This is a genomic window from Photorhabdus sp. RM71S, assembly GCF_042879355.1.
Classification (GTDB): Bacteria; Pseudomonadota; Gammaproteobacteria; order Enterobacterales; family Enterobacteriaceae; genus Photorhabdus; species Photorhabdus kayaii.
Map to the genome: position 1 here is coordinate 154,072 of NZ_JBHFKV010000003.1, position 21,337 is coordinate 175,408.

The window sequence follows — 21,337 nt, forward strand, 5'->3', positions numbered from 1 at the left end:
GCGATATTGGGGTAAATTGTAAAAATTTGTCATCCCTGTACTCTTTACACTTTTACCCCATCATCCATCGCCAATTCGTGGACAAATTACTTCAGTTATAACCACTTATGCCGGCTGGCTGCGATCAACGCAGCCCAACTATCGGGCGGATTTCCTCTTCCTAGCATCTTCTCGAAGACCGAATAGGGATCGGACTTACTACCTTCCGAACGCAAGGTCTCCTCATCGTTGACCCAAGCATACACAATGATCCTAGCCCTAGAATCATAACGGAAGAACAAGCGGAACCTTCGACCAATCTTAGCTCGTCGCCAGTGGCGATAGGCTTCTCCTAAGGTGTTACCTTGCCGATACTCGTCCCGAGAAGGATCACTTGGTACCACATCCAGAATCAATTTGCTCAACGCCCGAAACAGCTTGACACTAGAGTTGCTCTCGAACCCGTGTGGGCCACTCTTCTCGGCCCTTTTTACTGCATCATGCAGCTTCTGAAGCTGTTGTATCACACATGAGTGATATAGCAGTGTCCATCCATGTCTTTGCATCAAATCACAACATCTCCGTCAATATTTTCACTCAGATCGATAGCGTGACCAGCATTGTATTGCATAGCCTCTTCCAATTCTTTAGGTAAACCACTCACATGATGCCCAACCTGAATATCCTCAGACAATAGATCAAGGAATGCCCCAATGACAGGATCTTCATGCTCAATTCCTACACAGGTCACGACTATCTCACCATTACACAACTCAAAGGCCAACTTACTACCTGTACCAATACCTAATGCCTGACGGATAGACTTAGGTATCGTTATCTGACCTTTGGAAGTCAATGTTGCAAGTTCATAGATAGATGTCATAACAAATCTCCAATTATCACTTTCATCAAAATGTAAGGAATAATCCTTACATCGTCAAGATAATCTAGTTTAGGTTTATTTCACTTTAACGGTGAACACCAATCTACTGACTCTCTATACCAAAAGACTGTGATAGTTGCTAAAAGGCTAGCAAGGTAAATGGAAGGAGCAAAAAAATCTCCTTGTATACTGATAGTAGTAAAGAAACATTCAATGGAAATAAATAAAGATACAGCGGAAGTACAGCTATAATATTGATAGTCACCTTAAAAATATAAATGCTAAACCGGAACACAAATGGGACGACTGATTAAACACCTTACCAATATATTGGGAATAAAGTCTTCCCACCGTTATCCCTATCCCGCTCACGATATTATACTGGCAGGTGATAGACATTTGCACCTGGTAGGCAGTATTCACATGGGTACGAAAAATATGTTCCCACTTTCGGAAATATTGATAGAACAACTTAATCTATCCGATACATTAATCGTGGAAGCAGATATTATTCAGGCAGACTCCCCATTTCATGATGAATTTCAATCATATCACCGCATCGAACAACGTTTATCTTCTGAGATGTACCAGAATTTTCAAGACTGCTGCAATGAAATCCAACAGCAGGAAGAATTCCTCAATTTATTACCCTCATGGCAAATCGCTTTAATTTTACAAGCAGGACAAGCACAAAACCTTGGATTGCATCCCCACTACGGTATCGATTATCAGCTACTGAATGCAGCCAAAGCGCAAGGGAAAACGGTTATTGAACTAGAAGGTACTGAATCACAAATTAATTTACTTAATCAAATTCCCAATAACGGCCTGCCACTACTGGAAGATACATTAACCCATTGGCACGCAAATGCCCGCGCTTTACAAACAATGATCAGTTGGTGGATGGACTATCAACCTGAACAGCAAAAACATGTTTTACCAACAACTTTCAGTAAAGAGATATACCAACTATTGATGACTGAACGTAATAAACGATGGAATAAGCGTTTACGGAAATTACCTACCGGTCGATATCTTGTCGCTGTTGGTGCTTTGCATCTGTACGGTGAAGGGAATTTGCCTCAGATGCTGGCAGAAGAACAGGATTAAAAAAAGGCCAATAATACAGTAGTATTGGCCAATCAAAGAGGAATAACCTGTCACTCTCGTTATTCTTATTGTTCGGGATATTACCTGTTTGTACACAAGCAACAGAGCCATAGTTAGAATATCAATTCCATCCTTATATTTCATCCATTATCCTTAATTACAAAATTATTCTATGTAATGAAATTATGACACCTGCGATCATTCTATTAGAAAAACAGAAAGTTAGCTTTACTTTTCATACCTATGAACACGATACAAATGAGCATAACTTTGGTGATGAAGCAGTGAGGAAATTAAGACTCAATGCCAGACAGGTATTTAAAACTTTGCTGGTTGCACTTAATGGTGAAGCTAAAAATTTGGTGGTAGCCGTCACCCCCGTTTCAAGTGAACTGGATTTAAAAAAGGTCGCCAAAGTTTTTAAAGTCAAAAAAGCAGAAATGGCTGATCCCCAAATCGCCCAGAAAGTGACAGGGTATCTCGTCGGCGGGATCAGTCCGCTAGGACAGAAAAAATACTTGCCAACAGTTATTGATAACCAAGCGCAACAGTTCCCAACTATATTTGTCTCGGGTGGTAAACGAGGGTTAGATATTGAATTGGCGTCGTCTGATCTCTGTAGATTACTGAGAGGTAATTTCGCTGATATTGCAAAAACTTAAATTATTACCCCAAAAGAGCGGCCAAAATTGCCGCCCTTTCGATTTACCATTCTGTCAGGGATTATTGATAAATAATCTCACCCTTTGGCTCATAATCAGCCGCTTTCAGTGGTGAATGCTTCTCGATATAGTCTTTCAAAACTTCTGCATCAACAAAACCGGTGTTGACATAGGTTGGATAATTATCAACACGTGGATAGCCATCACCACCAATAGCATTAAAGTCAAGCATTGCCATGCGGTAAATTTTATTCGGCTCTAGTGGCTTTCCACCGATTTTTACCTCTTTAATACCTTTACCATCAGCAATCAGGCTAACATTCACAAACTGTGCATAAGCACCAGAGTCAACTTTCATATTAGCAATCGCCGCCAGATATTGTTTGACTTCATCGCCTTTCATATCAACGTAAACCAATGTGTTGGCAAATGGATGCACTTTCAACACATCTTTATAAGTGATATCACCTGATTCAATCGAATCGCGAATACCACCACCACTCATAATCGCAAAATCAGCACCCGCGCGTTCCATCATGGCAGAAAGCGCAACATGGGCCATATTAGTCTGAACAAAACGAACTTTGCTTCGATCCCCTTCCAATTTACCCTCAATAGAACCCACTTTTACACCAAGTTGTTTATCACCTTTATCTTGATAAGGCATCAGCAACTTTAACATATCCGGGTTTTGTGCAATTTCATGAGTGTAGTAAGCACGTTCAGTAGAACCATCTTCCTTCTGCACTTTCTTTTTGAGGTTAATAGGGATCAACTGATAGTGAGTCAGCTTTAATTCACCATTACGGAACTGGAAGTCAGCACGACCAACATATTTACCCCACTCATGAGCCTGAACAATCCAGGTACCGTTCTGACGATCCGGCGAACATGGGGTTCCTGGCACATAATCGATCTGCTTATAATTTTTATTTTCCGCAGACATACAGACCGGATCTTGTGAGTGACCACCGACAATCATATCCAGATAGCCCGCAGGCAAGCTGCGAGCCATTTCAACATCACCCGGCGCATTAGAACCATGATTACCGTTGTCATAGTGCCCCATATGGGTTGCTGCAATAATCACATCTGGCTTTTCATCTCTTTTTAGTTCTTCAACAACCATTTTGGCTTCTGTCGCAGGAACACGAAATTCAACATCAGGAAAATTAGCTGGGTTACCGATTTTCGCCGTATCATCAGTCGTCAGGCCAATAACCGCAATTTTCACACCCTGTTTATCGAAAATAGTATAAGGTTTAAACAAACGTTTGCCGGTGCTTGTTTGGTAAATATTGGCAGCCAGAAATGGAAAAGTTGCCCATTTTTCCTGTTGACGCAGTATTGACAGAGGATTATCAAACTCATGGTTACCCAACGCCATTGCATCATAGCCCACCAAGTTCATGCCTTTAAAATCAGGTTCGGCATTTTGCAGATCAGATTCTGGTACACCGGTATTAATATCCCCGCCGGAAAGTAGTAACACACTACCACCTTTTTTCACGACCTCCTGACGGATTTCATCAACTACCGTTTTTTGAGCAGCTAAACCATACTCACCATAATCGTTATGCCAAAAATGACCATGATGGTCATTGGTGTGCAAAATGGTAATGTTATAGGTTTTATCCTTCTCCCATGCATTTGCGATTGCTGGAAGTAGTGCTATAGATACAACCAAAGCACAAGCTGAGGTCTTGAACGAGAATTTCATGGTATATCTCCATGTTTTTTTAGTGAATTGCCATGCAAAAACAGCTTTTAAAGCTAACAAGGCGGGATAAGTTGATCATTTCTTGAGACAGGTTATGTTATGCAGTTATTAACACATGTTTTGTTTCGTCTTTGCGAGAATACTATAAAACTATATCCAAGATAGTAAAAAATCAACTCTCTACCTAATATGTATTAAAATTCAACAAATAACCAATATACTGACTATTGATTAAGACAGGTTGGCTGCGAATATGAGCGAACAAAGCAATACCACCATAGTTCCATCTCACCCCAAAAAAACCAGGAATACCGTTTTTACTATTCTTGGGGCAATCAGTGTTTCACACTTATTGAACGATATGATCCAATCGCTGATTCTGGCAATTTATCCTTTACTACAATTAGAATTCAACCTGAGTTTTGTGCAAATCGGTATGATCACCCTGACTTATCAGATTACCGCCTCTTTATTACAACCACTGATAGGTCTCTATACTGATAAACATCCACAGCCCTATTCATTACCTGTTGGGATGAGTTTCACCTTATCCGGTCTATTATTGCTGGCCTATGCCAACAATTTCCCGTTAATTCTATTAGCATCTGCATTAATTGGAACAGGCTCTTCGATATTCCACCCGGAATCGTCGCGCGTAGCACGTATGGCATCCGGTGGTCGCCACGGACTAGCTCAATCTCTTTTTCAAGTCGGCGGTAATTTTGGCAGCTCCCTTGGGCCTTTGCTAGCCGCTCTGTTTATTGCTCCCTATGGCAGAGGCAACGTTGGCTGGTTCTCTTTGGCAGCATTACTGGGTATCATCGTGCTGCTACAGATCAGTAAATGGTATAACGCTCAGAATTATTTCAAGAAAAATCAAGCCAAAATTGGCCCTGCCATTAAAGTTTTATCAAGAAAAACCGTGATAGGTTCCTTGGTTATTTTGCTAATCTTAATCTTTTCCAAATATTTTTATCTCACCAGTATCAGTAGCTATTATACTTTTTACTTAATACACAAATTTGGCATTTCCGTGCAAAGCGCCCAGTTTCATCTGTTTATTTTTTTATTCGCAGTTGCAGCAGGAACCATTATTGGTGGACCGCTTGGTGACAGGATCGGCAGAAAGTATGTTATCTGGATATCTATCCTTGGAGTTGCACCTTTTACATTAGTTCTGCCTTACACTTCTCTGTACTGGACAAGTATTCTATCAGTGATTATTGGTGTGATTCTGGCATCTGCGTTCTCTGCAATCCTGGTATACGCTCAGGAACTTATTCCAGGTAAAACCGGGATGGTATCCGGCCTGTTTTTCGGGCTGGCTTTTGGTATGGGAGGTATTGGCGCAGCGGTACTTGGTGATATTGCGGATAGAACAAGTATTGAACTGGTTTATCAGATTTGTGCTTTTCTGCCGTTACTTGGCATATTTACCGCTTTATTACCTAATATAGAAGATAAGAACTAGGAAAATCACTATACAATCCCACATAAAAGTTAATTTTTATGTGGGAATAGTGCTTATTTACCTCATAAATATTCAAATAGAGCAACACAAATACCTGTTACGGGTAATTTAATCCTTTCAATCCATATTTTTTGATGTTTTATTCATTTTTTTAGCGAATTTACCTCGAATTATCTATAAAATACAGTTACACCTACCTCTTCACTATGCTATTTACTAGCCTCAGCAAGAAGGAGTCTTAATGGAGCACTCGACACCACTTATCACCACTATCGTTGGCGGATTCTTTATCGCTTATCTGCTTGGTATGCTGGCACAACGCCTGAAAATCTCACCGCTGGTTGGTTACCTTACTGCGGGAGTACTCGCTGGTCCTTTCACTCCTGGTTTTGTCGCTGATGCATCACTGGCCCCCGAACTGGCAGAAATTGGTGTCATCTTATTGATGTTTGGTGTCGGACTGCATTTTTCACTCAAAGATCTGTTAGCAGTAAAATCTATTGCTATCCCTGGTGCTATTGCACAAATATTGGTCGCGACACTACTCGGAGTAGGGCTATCAGCAATACTGGGTTGGGAATTATTTAGCGGTATCGTCTTTGGTCTCTGTCTATCAACCGCCAGTACCGTTGTTCTATTACGAGCGCTAGAAGAGCGCCAACTGATCGATAGCCAACGAGGTCAAATAGCTATTGGCTGGCTGATTGTCGAAGATCTAGCGATGGTGCTGACTCTGGTATTACTGCCCGCAGCTGCCGGTATTCTTGGTAATAAGGAAGCCAATATCGGGCAGTTAATTATGGAGCTCGCCATGACAGTCGGCAAAGTTATCGCTTTTATCTTGCTGATGATTGTTGTTGGCCGCCGTCTAATCCCTTGGGTACTGGCAAAAACCGCTAGTACCGGCTCCAGGGAACTATTTACCCTTGCTGTATTGGTTATCGCCTTGGGTATCGCTTACGGTGCCGTTGCTCTGTTTGATGCTTCATTCGCACTGGGGGCGTTCTTCGCCGGGATGGTATTAAACGAATCAGAACTAAGCCACCGTGCAGCCCAAGATACGCTGCCACTCAGAGATGCTTTCGCCGTATTATTTTTCGTTTCTGTTGGCATGCTGTTCGACCCAATGGTCCTCATTCAACAGCCCCTATCGATATTGGCAACGTTGGCAATCATTATTATTGGTAAGTCCGCCGCTGCAATGTTACTTGTAAAGATGTTCGGCCACTCACGCCGGACCGCGTTAACGATTTCAGTCAGTCTGGCGCAAATCGGTGAATTTGCCTTTATTCTAGCCGGCCTTGGGGTTGCACTCGGTCTGCTTGATGGAAATGCCCGTAACCTTGTTCTGGCTGGCGCGATTGTTTCTATCATGCTAAACCCAGTTCTATTTAGTCTGTTGGATCGCTATCTAGAAAAAACAGAAACTATTGAGGAACAGTTACTGGAAGAAACGTTGGAAGAAGAGACGCAAATTCCTGTCGATATCTGCGGCCACACTATCGTTGTCGGCTACGGACGTGTCGGCAGCTTGTTATGCCAACGCTTGCAGGAAAAAGAGATCCCTCTGGTTGTTATTGAAAACACCAGAGCCAAATTTGAGGAACTCGGTGAACAAGGTATTAGTGCAGTCATGGGCAACGCTGCCAGCAAAGATATTATGTCACTGGCGCGCTTGGATTGCGCCTGCTCCCTCCTACTAACTATTCCTAATGGCTATGAAGCGGGTGAGATTGTCGCCTGTGCAAGAGAAGCACGCCCGGATATTAATATTATCGTCCGAGCCGACTATGACGATGAAGTTACCTATATCACAGAGCGTGGAGCTAGCCACGTCATTATTGGTGAGCATGAAATTGCTAAAACAATGGCAACTGTATTCGCCAACAGTGAGCAAAGCTATCCGATTGAACCACCTCCAGCATCGCCTTTTTCGCCATTACTTTGAGGAAAGCGACTGCTGATGGAATCATTCCCTATTCCTTACCGAGTAGGGATCATGAACCGTTCTTATCACTTAAGTATCAGTGATAAGAACGGTTCAGAGGGAACAAAACTTTCAGTTGAAGTATTGCTTTACTCAATTCTATACCCTATGGATTTCAAGATGCATCGCGACGGCAAGGGAGCGAATCCCCGGGAGCATAGATAACGATGTGACCGGGGTGAGTGAGTGCAGCCAACAAAGAGGCAACTTGAAAGATGACGGGTATATACAACAAAAATCAATCGAATTATCAATTAATCCTTAGCCCATTCAAAACAAGATTCAGCAACCCATTGAGGTAAATATTTTTTTATTAATAGGGAGGGTAAATACCATGCATTACTTAACATGATCATGGTATTTACCTAGTTACAACAAGGAAACTCTATACAATCCAAGCTACCTTCAACCACTATTAGCTTAATGAGACTATTAATGAAAAAGCCAATCAGTCGGGAGGGCGCAATATCAAACATCCGATTATGTCAAAGATATAAAACACCTTTCATTGACGTGTAAAACATTGAAACAGAGAAAACACATAACACTAAAGAAGCAAGACGATAAAACAAATCGGGTTTTAAAATTCCTTTTCCGAACTTTCCTACATATAGCATTTTCCCAACCCCCACCCAAATCAGGGAAACGGGTAATAACGCACAAACAAAAACCGTCATGCATGGAATGTATTCTGACCACAAAGTAAATGCAGTAAGAGGAAATATATATGTAGCAAACACAAAAGCCTTAGGATTCAGCAATGTGGCAAATAATACCGTGATAAAATGGATTTTTACTACATTCTTGTCTAATGAGAAATGCCAAACTTTAAAAGCTAGATAAGCAATGTATGTCGAAGCACACATCTTTAAGACGACCAGTGACCATACGAAAGCATGAGAGACTGTAGATAAAAATAACCCCCACAAACTAATTGCTGTTATATAACCCAATGCCTCAGCTAATATCAGCCTGAGTGTACTAATAAAACCATGTGAATATCCAGATGATACCAAAAGAGTATTTGTTGGTCCCGGCATAATTAAGACCATACTCACCATACTGGCAATTCTTATATAATCGTAGTAACTATTCATAGTATCCTCAGTGGCTGTTATACATAATAATTAATTATTTGAAATATAATAGGAAATTTTCAGTAAAAAATTTCATCACACCCCCCATCTCTTTAAATTAACAATAATAAGTTACGGTCATTAAATACCATTACTTTCACTTAATAGCTATTAGGTTCGTCTTTTCTCTCAATGTTAGTAATCTCAATAACTCCAATTCAGTAATAAAATATACAAAAAACCTTTCCTAATATAGGCAACAAAATAAAATAATTACAGAAAACAAAAACTATTTCACTAAATGATCCTTCTGAGTTATCAATCATCGCCAAAGTTTCGCTATCTAAATTAGCATCATAAAACACTAATCTACATTTCAATACTATACAAAAAATATGAAATTCCGTATTAACCTCGGGAATACTCCTAAAATATAGCAGCTCCAATCCATATATAACTAATATCATTTCTATATATGGCCGATATCATTTCAATATATAAAGAATATCATTTCAATACACAGCTAGTATCATTTCAGTATATTACTAATAAAGGAGTATTCTCTAGCTAATCATCTTGATTATAATTAGTAAAATCAACAATTGAGAAATCAGTTCCAAGATTTTTAAAAATTGTGATTTTAGTCCAAATTCTTCCTTTAGCTAATCCCTATTACAATAAACAGAAAAATTAGGTACATAATCAAATCAGCATGAACCGGATTGGTGATTTTAGCAGTATCTAGCTATATTAGAAATGCGCCGTCACACGCAATTTTTATATAAAAAACAACAATATAAGTTAAATATAAAAAACAAATATAAAATTTTATTTTCATATTATTGCTATCTGAGTGATATAAATATTCTATTCTAGGACATTTTTAAATGTTATTTGAATTTATTTAAACAGATATATAAATAAGAATAAAATACTTTGCCTTTTATAAATTAGACGAAATATCATTACTGTCAATAAAATAAACTCTAACTACCATTTATAATCTTAATAAATGATTTTATAGCTAAACTTCGGCACCTCATTAATTTACACGGTGCCGAAATTTTAAAATTATCGTTCCCAGTAAGATTCTTCCAAACTATCTTCTTTTTCGGGCAAACCACGGCTTAATCGTGGGGAATGCTGACTCAATACCTGATAGCTAACTCTGTTGGCATATTTACATACCTGAGCAAGTGATGAATATGTTAGATAAGTACGGATATGTTTACTGGAATTAGGCACATTCATTCTGTGGTGATTGTTGGCCGTTATATCATGCAGCAAAGCAGATAAAGCACCATCACCTGCCCCATTGGTATTCATGATTTTTTCTGGCCCCCCCATATAAGGTTCAATATGGGAATAAACTTTCATCGGGATTTGGCAATCAGATTTACGCATAGCACGGCTGAACTCATAACGGTTAAATTCAGCAATAGCACCCGGTAACAATGGATGGGTTGTCTGACGCATATAATCTTTTTCCGTATAACCTGCCATATATAATCCAGCCGGACCTGCGGTACACAAAACTAAATCAACCCAATCTAGTGCCATATCCGAAGCCAATAGTGGATCACTGAAACCAGTAAGCTCATAAGCTTCATCTTCATTCATTGCCAGAACAGAAATATTCTCAACCAGAAAATCACGCCACCATTGTGGATCATCAGCAATAACATATTTCGTCCCTAGCGTCAGAACCACAGGTACACTATGCTTTTTCGCATATTCGATAGCTTTCATGGTTGCTTCTGGCATTAGTTCTCCCGATTTACAACGAATCAAGTAAGCAGTTAATACCAAAGCAGAAGCTTCAGCAATAATCTTCTCAGGAATACTTTCCGGTTTAAGTTGATTCATTTGCCCAGGACTGATGGCAAAAGTCCGCTCACCATTTTCCGTTACTAACGTAAAACAGCGACCAATTGCCCCGTTCACTCCCTGTAAATAGTTCAGATCAGTACGGCTAGACGTGTTACATAAGTAGCGGTAAGCATAACTGCCAATCTGAATATTACTACACATAGTACCCAGTAAGACGGAACGATCATCGGCAAGAACTGAGTAATTATGTAAAGTATTACCAATAGTGCCACCAGCAAATTCGTGGCTAATAAGATTATTATCAGTAAGTTCTTTATACAGGGTTTCAGCTACATCATCTTCAATAACTAATGAATGCCCTTGGCTGAGGTTATAGCGCTGGATAAAATCTTCATCTACTTTCGCCTCAATATCCACTAATGTCTGATCGATACCAACGATATAAGCTCGGTTATTCTCACCATCCATCATCTCTTTAATTGGCTGGAGTAAAGGATCACGCAGACTGACGGGAAAATAGTGTTTTGATTTACGTTTACCAGGGAATTTCATTTTTGATTGATGCTATAACGCCAAAAGGTGCAGCATATTAGCACAATAAAAACTGACAGGCAGCAAATGTCACTACGACATTTACTGCCAAGGAAAACTTAAGCCGCTTGCTGACGACTACGTACCATATGACGAATTAGAACAGACACCACAGCCAAGATCAGCCCAAGAAAAGCACTGCCTATTAAGATAAGTAGACGCTTCGGTGAATCTTTCGCTGTCGGCTCATAAGGAGCCTGCATATATCTAAATGGTTGGAAGTTAACTTTATCTACTTTAAGTGCTTTCAGCTGTTCTATATAGAACAAACGGTTACGTAAGTCAGCATCAATCAAGGTGGGATCTTTTATCTCCTCTGTAATTTGCAACTTACGTTGTAATGCATCAGCCCCCAAAGCAATGGAATAATCTGGATCGTCTTTGATCATTGCTCCTTCACTGGAAATAGGCTTTTTAATTCCTGCCGAATTAGCGATAGATAATGCATGTTTCAATCGCTCAATATTAGCTTCCTGTATATTATTCACACGGTTTAAATCAACGTTATATAAACCTTCAGAGTAATTAAGCTTTTGTTTTACTATATCACTTAATTCACTCTTCACCTGTTCATGGACAACAGACGACGCATAGTCAATATAGCCATTTAACAGATTATATGCATCTTCTGCGGTTCCGGCACTGAAAGTCAATTTAGTTTCACCATTTTCATCATCTTTTTCCGCTTTTGAAGAAGATGAAATATTATCATTCACAATCTTTTCAATAAGTTTTCTTTTTGCAAATGGTGAATGATCACCTGATTCAGCCATCAGATTTTTAAAATATTCTGTATTAACCAGATATTCTTCACGCAAAACCCGTGAATTAAAATTATTTAAAAAATTATTATACAGTGACGATGAAGTTACTGATGGTTGTAAACTTAAAACCTCTAACTTAGTCAGGAGATCTCTAAGTGGTTGTATCTCTTCAAGTTGAGGCTTAACAATAGAAGCCGAACTGCTCCACTTTTGTGGCATCAAAGATGCTGCTACAAAGCCAATAACAGCAAAAAGGATAGTAATAGTGATAATCAATAACTTTGATTGAAATAAAACAGAGAATAACTCAAACAAATCAATTTCATCATCTTGTTTTGAATTGTAATAATTAAAATATTCTTCACTGAAATTAGTGTCTTTAATCGGTTTATTACTCATTATTTATATCCAAATCCAAATATGCTGTTACTAATTGATATACAAAACATCATCCCACTAAGCCTATAGGTTAATTCCCATTTACTCTGAAACAAGTATGGCAGTTCCACTAGGCTGGTATCTGTGTAGCAATATACCTTAAAAAGCCAATGAACCCTAATGATAGATTAATCCTATCACTATTCATTCCTGTTTCTGACAAACCTGTTGACCAACTCTTCAAGTAGTAAAATATGACTAGCGTTGTCGTTAAGCGCCGGAATATATTCAAATTTTTCCCCACCTGCATTAAGAAACATCTCTTTATTTAGCTGTTTTATCTCTTCCAGCGTTTCCAGACAATCAGACGAAAAACCAGGGCAAAGTACCTGAATATGTTTTATTCCCTGATTAGGTAGAGTTTGCATCGTTTGATCTACGTATGGTGTCAACCATTGCTCACGACCAAAACGTGATTGATAAGCCATCATTACCTGCTCTGCCGGATAATTAATTGCTTGCTTTAGCAATCGTGTTGTTAACTTACACTGCTCAGCATAAATATCGCCCGTATCAACAAAACGCTGCGGAATGCCATGATAGGAAAGCAATAATCTGTCTGGTTGACCATGCTTATCGAAACTCTGCTCAATAGTTTCTTTCAATGCAGAAATATAAGCCGGATGATCAGCATAACTACGAATAAAGTGAATCCCAGGAATAGTTCGGTATTTTTGCAATACCAGACTAACACCATCAAATACAGCCGCAGATGAGGAACCAGAATATTGGGGATAAAGTGGTAAAACAATCAGCTGCTCAACATTCTGCTTAAGTAAGTTGTCAATCGCTTGTTCAAGAGATGGAGAACCGTAATTCATTCCCAGTTCAACAGGTATGTCAGCAAGTCTTTCTGCCAGTAATTTCTGTTGCCGACGGCCATATACTAACAGAGGAGAACCTTCATCAGTCCAAATTTTCTGGTATAACTTTGCTACACGTGAGGAGCGGAAAGGCAAAACAAAACCATATAATATTGGCTTCCAGATAAATCGAGATAAATCTATGACTCTTTTATCGCTAAGAAACTCAGCTAAATAACGTCTTATAGCCGCAGTTGTCGGTTTATCAGGAGTGCCGAGATTAACTAATAAAACACCAAATTTACCGTTGTTCATTATGTCGATCCTTCATTGTTTCGCTAGTGAAAACCCTAGCATAATAAAATACAGATGAAAATCATGTTTATCTACGAAAACAATGAGGAAAAATCGACTAATTTACCTGATACAGTAAATAAATAATATAGGATAAGGCGACTTATTAGTCGCCCTCTAAGAATCATTCAGGTTGATTAATCCAAAATTTTAGATAATTCTTCACTAATCTCAGATACCTTACGAGTACCATCAATTCTAAAATATTTGGTATAATCTGCCTCTGCTTCTTTTTGATAGTAGGACACTAAAGGTGCTGTCTGTTGATGGTATTCAACTAAACGTTTACGCACGATATCTTCGTGATCGTCTTTACGAACAGTCAGCTCTTCACCCGTAACATTATCCTTGTTTTCCACTGCTGGCGGATTAAATTTAATGTGATAAACACGGCCAGATGGCGCATGTATACGGCGCCCAATGATACGTTCAATAATGAGTTCATCGGGAACATCGAATTCCAAGACATAATCAACATTAATACCCGCTTCTTTCATTGCATCAGCCTGGGGGATAGTACGGGGGAACCCATCCAGCAAGAAACCATTGCGGCAGTCATCTTGTTTGATGCGCTCTTTGACCAAAGCAATAACCAGTTCATCAGTAACCAGCTTACCATGATCCATCAGCGCTTTTGCTTTTAAACCCAATTCTGTGCCAGCCTTAACCGCAGTACGCAACATATCACCAGTAGAAATTTGAGGGATCCCATATTTCTCCACGATAAATTGCGCCTGAGTCCCTTTACCGGCGCCCGGAGCGCCCAGCAGAATGATACGCATTGCGTAAATCCCCTTGCTAGTTAGTTTTTATATTTTGAGAAAACGAGCCACCATACCATTTAGCATGGGGTTCGCTCAAGGAAACAGGTAAACGATTTCGTGATATTTTTCTGTAAAAATAAACCACGCCCCATCTCATTATCGGAGGCGTGGTTTCCAATCGTCACAAAAAAATGATTAAATCAAGCTTTCTCAGACAACAATAGCTGATTCATACGGCGAATAAACTGATTTGGGTCTTCCAACGTGCCACGCTCAGCAAACAATGCCTGATCAAGCAACAGTTCAATCCAATCCGCGAATTGAACTTCATCACTGATATCAGCAGCCAGTTTTACCAACTGATGATCAGGATTCAGCTCAAAATTGTACTTAACGTCCGGCACCTGTTGACCAGCCGCAGCAAACAATTTCGCCATCTGCGTGCTCATTTCATCCACATTTGTTGTGACAATTGCTGGAGTATCAGTCAGACGGTGAGTCAATTTAACCTCTTTTACTCGATCGCCAAGCAATGTTTTTACACGCTCAACAAACGGCTCCAGCTGCTTTTCAATTTCTTCCTGTTCGGCTTTGTTTTCATCTGCCAGTTCATCCAGGGATTCATCGGCTTTACTGACTGACTGGAATTTTTTACCATCAAAATCAGTGAGGTATCCCATCATCCATTCATCAATGCGATCTGACAGTAACAGAACTTCAATACCTTTCTTACGGAACAACTCCAGATGAGGACTGTTTTTCGCCGCAGCATAACTGTCTGCGGTGATGTAGTAAATCTTATCCTGACCTTCCGTCATCCTACTAACATACTCTTCCAGAGAAACTGTTTGTGCCGAGCTGTCATTATGAGTAGAAGCAAAACGTAGCAATTTAGCGATAGCTTCTTTGTTGGTACTATCCTCTGCCGGGCCTTCTTTCATTACCAGACCAAACTGTTGCCAGAATTGCTGGTACTTTTCTGCATCATCTTTCGCCAGTTTATCCAGCATCTGTAATGCACGTTTGGTCAATGCATTACGTAAATTACGGGTAATAGAATTATCTTGTAAAATTTCACGGGAAACGTTCAGTGGCAAGTCGTTGGAGTCAATCAAACCACGGACAAAGCGTAAATAGTTCGGCATAAACTGTTCCGCATCATCCATAATAAACACACGCTGGACATACAATTTCAGCCCGTGCTTATGCTCACGGTTCCACATATCCCACGGAGCCTGAGATGGAATATAGAGCATGCTAGTATATTCCTGTTTACCTTCTACGCGGTTATGGCTCCAGATCAGCGGATCAGTAAAATCATGAGAAATATGTTTGTAGAACTCTTTATACTCATCATCTGTAATTTCAGATTTACCACGAGTCCATAAAGCTTGAGCTTTATTAATCTTCTCCCAAGTTACTGTATCCTCTTCACCCTCTTCTTCGCTCTTATTTTTGGTTTCAATTTCAACCGGCAAGGCAATATGGTCAGAGTATTTACTGATAACAGAACGCAAACGCCAGTCATTCAGGAATTCATCTTCTCCTTCACGTAAATGAAGGGTGATCTCTGTACCACGGGTTTCTTTTTCAATATCGGCAATCGTGTAATCGCCTTCACCAGCAGATTCCCAGAATACGCCCTGATCAATTGAAGCGCCGGCAGCACGAGTACGTACAGTGACTTTATCAGACACAATAAATGCAGAGTAAAACCCAACACCAAACTGACCAATTAACTGGCTGTCTTTAGCCTGATCTGAACCAATAGATTCCAGAAAAGCTTTTGTTCCTGATTTAGCGATTGTTCCAAGATTATCAATAACTTCATCACGAGTCATACCAATGCCATTATCACTAATCGTAATGCTTCTCTTTTCTTTATCAAAAGAAAGACGAACGCGTAGTTCACCATCATTTTCATAAAGTTTTGGAACAGATAATGCGCGGAAACGTAATTTGTCAGCAGCATCGGAAGCGTTTGAGATTAGTTCACGAAGGAAAATCTCTTTATTGGAATAGAGTGAATGGATCATTAATTGCAGAAGTTGTTTTACTTCAGACTGAAATCCACGGGTTTCCTGACCTTTCATACTCATTTATTACCTCAATCTAAATCCAGTTCAGACAGACAAAATCAGACGATAATATGCAGATGGGGATAAATAAGTTGAATTTCAAGTTTGATTATCCAAAAGAATTATGAAGTAACTTTTGCTCATAGCAAAATGGATTAAAAGGCATGCGCCACATAGAATGTAGCGCCTCAAAACCTTTACGACTTGCTCTAACCAGACTACAACACTATTCGGTCACAACTCGACAAAACCGTAAGGCATTAACAGAAGATTAATAAGTAATCTTCTGCCGTCCAGCAAGTGAATGGGACAATGTTGTACCATCTACCATCTCAAGTTCACCACCCACCGGCACACCATGAGCAATACGGCTTGCTGTTACACCATACTGAAAGCATATCTCTGCGATATAATTGGCAGTGGCCTCTCCCTCCACTGTTGGATTAGTCGCCAGAATCACCTCTGAAATCTCCTCAGTGGAGAGACGATCCTCAAAACGATCTAAACCAATATCCATTGGACCAATGCCATCTAATGGGGATAAATGCCCCATCAATACAAAGTAACTCCCGGCAAACTGCCCAGTTTGTTCAATAGCATGAATATCCGCTGGACTTTCAACCACACAGATTTGACCATTTTGTTGACGGCGTGGATTAGCACAAATCGCGCACTGTTCCTGTTCGGTAAAAGTCCGGCAATATTTGCAGTGTCCAATTTCTGACATTGCTCTGGTCAATGCCTGAGCCAAACGCATTCCACCACTGCGATCACGCTGTAGCAGATGAAAAGCCATCCGCTGTGCAGACTTAGGGCCAACCCCTGGCAAACAGCGTAATGCTTCCATCAAGGATTCAAGGAGAGGACTGGTTTGCATCAGAATGGCATCTTAAAGCCTGGCGGCAATTGCATCCCACTGGAAATGCCTGCCATTTTCTCTTTCTGAGTTTCTTCAATACGACGGGCTGCGTCATTGAATGCGGCAGCAATCAGGTCTTCCAACATCTCTTTGTCATCTTCCATCAGGCTTGGATCGATCTCAACACGACGGCAATTATGAGCACCATTGATAGTCACTTTAACCAGACCTGCTCCCGATTCCCCCGTCACTTCTAGATTGGCGATCTCTTCTTGCATTTTCTGCATTTTGTCCTGCATTTGCTGGGCCTGTTTCATCAAATTGCCCAAACCACCTTTACCAAACATAGATTTCTCTCTTCGCTATGGCTACATCGTACAACAAGGTACAGATCGCAGCATGGTTAAACCGGTCGGATACTGTCTTCATCCAATTCAGCATCAAATACCTGCCGCAATGTTTGAATAGTTTTATCCGCAATAATTGATTGGCGAGCTTGTGCCAATTTCTCTTCATAAATGGCTTGTCGCCACTCCAGCGGAGTTTTCTCCGCAGGATTATCATCTTCAATAATACTGAATTCAACTGTTACGCCGTACAACTCGCTTAAAGCCTCCGCTAATGACTTTTGTGTGAAAGCGGAATTAAGGTGACGCTGGCTCGAACGCAAATGTAAACGGATATTATTTTCACTAACCTGTTCTTTGAATGCATTTAATGCCAATTGCTGCACTAGTTTAGGAATTTTAAGTTTACCAACTTCTGCGGCCCATGCATCTCTCTGTTTAGATTCTTCCGTTAATTTCTCTGCCAGTTCTGGTGTTTTCTCATGTTCCAAAGCTGTTCTTAAAGCCTTTGGTGTGGCCACATGAGTTTCTGTTTTCTCCTCAATATTCTTGGCACGCCAACGGTAAGCTTCTTTTTTCTCAGACTTGTTTTCCTGTTTTTTATCTATTGATGACTGAGGTCGCTGTCCTGACACTGCGGCAAACCGTTCCAATGCTGAAGTTGCTGACTTCATCTTAACAGGCGTAGCTGATTCAGGTTTTTTTGTCGACGTTTGCTCTTGCTGTCGGGATAACACATTCCTTGCTTTCAGCAACTGCGCTGTTGGGCTTGATGCAAGCGCCTGAGGTATCTGGGGTTCCGACTGAGCAGTTCTATCCAATTGTGCCGGTTCATTAATATAATTAGCAGGTGGCACATCTCCCTGATCACTATGTTTCGGCTGTGCTGTAACTGATGGTATAACCGCAGGATGTACTACCGGTGCCGCAACCTCTTCAATAACTGTTTTCGGATGAAATGCCAAGGCTCTGAACAGCGTCATTTCAACGCCCATCCTGCGCTCCGGTGCATACGGTAAGTCCCTACGACCAATCAGCAAAGTTTGATAATAAAGTTGCAAATCTTCCGGTGAAACAGCTTTTGCCAATATCCGCAAACGGCCTTCAATTGATGAAGAAGCGATTTCTGGCTGAGAAGGTAACAGCTGGAGCATTGCAATACGATGCAGCAATGCAAGAATTTCTACTAACAAATCCTCCCAATCAGCCCCCCGTGAAGCGACTTGTTCCACCAATGCCATAACCTGCTGACCGTCAGCTCGAATCAATGCTTCAATAATTGATAACGGCTGTTCATCATCTAAAGTTCCTAGCATCAAGCTGACTATTTCAGTCGTCACCAAGCCTTGTCCGATAGCAATAGCCTGATCTGTCAGACTCAATGCATCACGCATGCTGCCATCAGCAGCACGAGCCAATAGCTGACGAGCGCGGTTATCACTCTCTATATGTTCAGCTTTAAGAATACGCTCAAGCTGAGCGCTTATTTGACCAATATCCAGCGATTTGAGATGGAATTGCAAGCAACGGGAAAGAATAGTCACTGGCAATTTTTGCGGATCAGTCGTTGCCAGTAAAAACTTCACATGCTCAGGCGGCTCTTCCAACGTTTTCAATAATGCATTGAAACTGTGGCGGGAAAGCATGTGGACTTCATCAATCAGGTAGACTTTAAAACGCCCACGAGCCGGAGCATATTGCACGTTATCTAGCAATTCGCGCGTATCTTCAACTTTAGTACGGGAAGCCGCATCAATTTCAATTAAATCGACAAATCGCCCCTGTTCAATTTCAAGGCAATTAACACATTTACCACAAGGCTTATCAGTAATACCTGTTTCACAATTTAGCCCCTTAGCAAACAAACGGGCGATCGTTGTTTTCCCAACACCTCTAGTGCCAGAAAATAAATAAGCGTGATGAAGCCGGCCATGGGCAAGACCATTAGCTAACGCAGTCAGGACATATTCCTGGCCAATTACATCAGAAAATATTTGTGGGCGCCACTTACGGGCAAGTACCTGATAGCTCATTGATACCGGAAAAATCGAATACAGTTGGGTATCATGCTAACACAGCCTCACTACAGACAGCGAGGCCGATATGTTAGTAATACAAAAATAAGCAGATTAATGATCTGGGAATTCAAGTAGAGTAAAACTACTTACACCTTGTCTTTGCAGGCGCTCAACACCACCTAAGCCAAGCAAACCAATAATAAAAGCCGCTTCAGAAACCTCACCACCTAAACGACGGATTAAACGAACAGTGGCTTCAACCGTACCACCCGTTGCCAGCAAATCATCAATAACCAGCACCTTATCATTTTCTCTTACGCTATCCTTATGCATTTCCAACGTATCAGTGCCATACTCCAGATTGTACGTTTCACTCAATGTTTCCCGAGGTAGTTTGCCCGCTTTACGAACAGGAATAAAACCAACACCAAGGCGTAACGCAACCGGGGCTCCAAACAGAAAACCGCGAGCTTCAGTGCCAACTATTTTTGTGATGCCTTTGTCCTGATATCGCTCCACCAGAAGATCAATTGTTGCCTGGTAGGCAAGAGGGTTATCCAATAAAGTGGTAATATCACGAAAAAGAACCCCTGGTTTTGGATAATCAGGAATAGTTTCAATACTGTCTTTAATAAATTGCAGTTGCTGCGCATTTGCGGTCATAATCGGTGCCAATGAGTAGAACACGAAGGTGCTAAAATCTATTCAAACTGATAGAAAAAATCAACTAATGAACACGCACCAGCCTACTTTTTGTCGTCCCAGATTAATTCTGCTTCGCAAGGAATAACCATTTTAAGGTATAAATGAATACGCAGCCGTTATTAAATTTACTCGAAAAACAGGTCGATATACTGGCGGAAGAGATAGCACCATTAGCAGACACACCATTCTCTACTGCCCGGTTTGATCAGGCTTTATTTAACCGACACAGCGATAAACTCCGTGGTTATCTACAAGAAGTCAGGCACAACATGGAACAACTCAAAGAGTGTGTGCAGGATCACCGAACCGAACAGGTCGCATTTCTGACTGAACGCTTAGTTGCCCAAATAGAAGCATTAAGGCGTGAATTGTCTACCCAGTCATTGAGAAAAAAAGAGAACCGATTTGAACATAAACAACAAACTACTGACCTGTATCACAAACTGGCTGAACATCAGGATTATGAACGCCGCCTGCTCGCAATGATCAATGATAGAGAGCTAAAATTGAATCAACAAACTACACTTAATCATCAACAAAAAATACAGAAAGAAATCGCGGCATTAGCCGGAAGACTAGCACGTTGCCGTCAATCTCTGACGCGAATTGAAAAATCAATCGAATACAAAGAGAACATGGATTAACGATTCAGATGAGGAATGCTTTATGTCAGTCGAACACGCACCACCCGAAGTTCAACTTGCTGTTGATCTGATCTATTTACTGGAATGCAATGAAATCGCTCCTGAAATCGCACTCGCCGCACTGGAAATAGTCAAACACGACTATCAAGCAAAATTAGCGAAGCAATCACAGTCGACGAAGGAATATTGAACGATTTACTTCAAACACCTTAATAGATATCTTGATCGATACTATAAAAGATTCACGTTTGTCT

19 protein-coding genes are annotated in these 21,337 nt (G+C 40.6%); 6 read left to right on the forward strand and 13 right to left on the reverse strand.

All coding sequences use genetic code 11. The features are described from left to right. Positions 1-95 precede the first annotated feature (95 nt). Entirely contained in the window at positions 96-545 is a 450-nt protein-coding gene (locus tag ACGF5R_RS02815) for a type II toxin-antitoxin system YhaV family toxin (RefSeq protein WP_112877969.1), read from the reverse strand. Continuing rightward, the gene (locus tag ACGF5R_RS02820; protein ID WP_262980682.1) at positions 545-862 is read right to left on the reverse strand and encodes a type II toxin-antitoxin system PrlF family antitoxin; all 318 of its coding nucleotides are present in this window, start codon (positions 860-862) and stop codon (positions 545-547) included. The genes ACGF5R_RS02815 and ACGF5R_RS02820 overlap by 1 nt, the downstream gene beginning before the upstream one ends. A gap of 297 nt (positions 863-1,159) precedes the next feature. Between ACGF5R_RS02820 and ACGF5R_RS02825 the strand changes: the two genes are divergently transcribed. Further along, positions 1,160-1,972, forward strand: coding sequence for a TraB/GumN family protein (locus ACGF5R_RS02825; protein ID WP_112877967.1), 813 nt, complete (start codon positions 1,160-1,162; stop codon positions 1,970-1,972). Between the two features lie 185 nt (positions 1,973-2,157). Beyond that, positions 2,158-2,634: a Cys-tRNA(Pro)/Cys-tRNA(Cys) deacylase YbaK gene (gene ybaK, locus ACGF5R_RS02830; protein WP_112877966.1), complete on the forward strand. Its 477-nt coding sequence runs from the start codon at positions 2,158-2,160 to the stop codon at positions 2,632-2,634. Positions 2,635-2,695: 61 nt separating this feature from the next. On the opposite strand, the gene ushA is transcribed toward ybaK, so the two are convergent. Then, positions 2,696-4,354, reverse strand: coding sequence for a bifunctional UDP-sugar hydrolase/5'-nucleotidase UshA (gene ushA / locus ACGF5R_RS02835; protein ID WP_387689663.1), 1,659 nt, complete (start codon positions 4,352-4,354; stop codon positions 2,696-2,698). Positions 4,355-4,607: 253 nt separating this feature from the next. Between ushA and ACGF5R_RS02840 the strand changes: the two genes are divergently transcribed. Together ACGF5R_RS02840 and ybaL are read left to right on the forward strand one after the other, a co-directional pair. Continuing rightward, entirely contained in the window at positions 4,608-5,825 is a 1,218-nt protein-coding gene (locus ACGF5R_RS02840) for an MFS transporter (protein WP_112877964.1), read from the forward strand. A gap of 241 nt (positions 5,826-6,066) precedes the next feature. Continuing rightward, positions 6,067-7,773: a YbaL family putative K(+) efflux transporter gene (gene ybaL, locus ACGF5R_RS02845; protein WP_112877963.1), complete on the forward strand. Its 1,707-nt coding sequence runs from the start codon at positions 6,067-6,069 to the stop codon at positions 7,771-7,773. Positions 7,774-8,297: 524 nt separating this feature from the next. Here ybaL and ACGF5R_RS02850 read toward each other — a convergent pair. From ACGF5R_RS02850 to apt, 10 genes are all read right to left on the reverse strand, one after another. Then, positions 8,298-8,909: a LysE family translocator gene (locus tag ACGF5R_RS02850; protein ID WP_112877962.1), complete on the reverse strand. Its 612-nt coding sequence runs from the start codon at positions 8,907-8,909 to the stop codon at positions 8,298-8,300. 1,050 nt (positions 8,910-9,959) lie between these two features. Further along, positions 9,960-11,270 (reverse strand): inosine/guanosine kinase, encoded by a 1,311-nt coding sequence (locus ACGF5R_RS02855; RefSeq protein WP_112877961.1) that lies wholly within the window; start codon positions 11,268-11,270, stop codon positions 9,960-9,962. Positions 11,271-11,368: 98 nt separating this feature from the next. Beyond that, entirely contained in the window at positions 11,369-12,472 is a 1,104-nt protein-coding gene (gene wzz(fepE) / locus ACGF5R_RS02860) for an LPS O-antigen length regulator Wzz(fepE) (RefSeq protein WP_387689665.1), read from the reverse strand. 179 nt (positions 12,473-12,651) lie between these two features. Then, positions 12,652-13,629: a ferrochelatase gene (hemH, locus tag ACGF5R_RS02865; RefSeq protein WP_262981012.1), complete on the reverse strand. Its 978-nt coding sequence runs from the start codon at positions 13,627-13,629 to the stop codon at positions 12,652-12,654. Between the two features lie 176 nt (positions 13,630-13,805). Further along, positions 13,806-14,450 carry an adenylate kinase gene (adk, locus tag ACGF5R_RS02870; RefSeq protein WP_262981013.1) on the reverse strand — a complete coding sequence of 215 codons (645 nt, stop codon included), beginning with the start codon at positions 14,448-14,450 and terminating at the stop codon, positions 13,806-13,808. A gap of 182 nt (positions 14,451-14,632) precedes the next feature. Continuing rightward, positions 14,633-16,525, reverse strand: a complete 1,893-nt coding sequence (htpG, locus tag ACGF5R_RS02875; RefSeq protein ID WP_192881019.1) for a molecular chaperone HtpG — start codon at positions 16,523-16,525, stop codon at positions 14,633-14,635. Between the two features lie 256 nt (positions 16,526-16,781). Then, entirely contained in the window at positions 16,782-17,387 is a 606-nt protein-coding gene (recR, locus tag ACGF5R_RS02880) for a recombination mediator RecR (RefSeq protein WP_112877956.1), read from the reverse strand. Further along, entirely contained in the window at positions 17,387-17,716 is a 330-nt protein-coding gene (locus ACGF5R_RS02885) for a YbaB/EbfC family nucleoid-associated protein (RefSeq protein ID WP_049582543.1), read from the reverse strand. The genes recR and ACGF5R_RS02885 overlap by 1 nt, the downstream gene beginning before the upstream one ends. 56 nt (positions 17,717-17,772) lie before the next feature. Continuing rightward, positions 17,773-19,749: a DNA polymerase III subunit gamma/tau gene (gene dnaX / locus ACGF5R_RS02890; RefSeq protein ID WP_112877955.1), complete on the reverse strand. Its 1,977-nt coding sequence runs from the start codon at positions 19,747-19,749 to the stop codon at positions 17,773-17,775. Positions 19,750-19,845: 96 nt separating this feature from the next. Continuing rightward, positions 19,846-20,397, reverse strand: a complete 552-nt coding sequence (gene apt / locus ACGF5R_RS02895) for an adenine phosphoribosyltransferase (protein WP_112877954.1) — start codon at positions 20,395-20,397, stop codon at positions 19,846-19,848. 143 nt (positions 20,398-20,540) lie between these two features. On the opposite strand from apt, the gene priC reads away from it, so the two are divergent. Together priC and rsmS are read left to right on the forward strand one after the other, a co-directional pair. After that, positions 20,541-21,083: a primosomal replication protein PriC gene (gene priC, locus ACGF5R_RS02900; RefSeq protein WP_112877953.1), complete on the forward strand. Its 543-nt coding sequence runs from the start codon at positions 20,541-20,543 to the stop codon at positions 21,081-21,083. 22 nt (positions 21,084-21,105) lie between these two features. Then, positions 21,106-21,273: a pleiotropic regulatory protein RsmS gene (gene rsmS, locus ACGF5R_RS02905; RefSeq protein WP_074524823.1), complete on the forward strand. Its 168-nt coding sequence runs from the start codon at positions 21,106-21,108 to the stop codon at positions 21,271-21,273. Positions 21,274-21,337 lie beyond the last annotated feature (64 nt).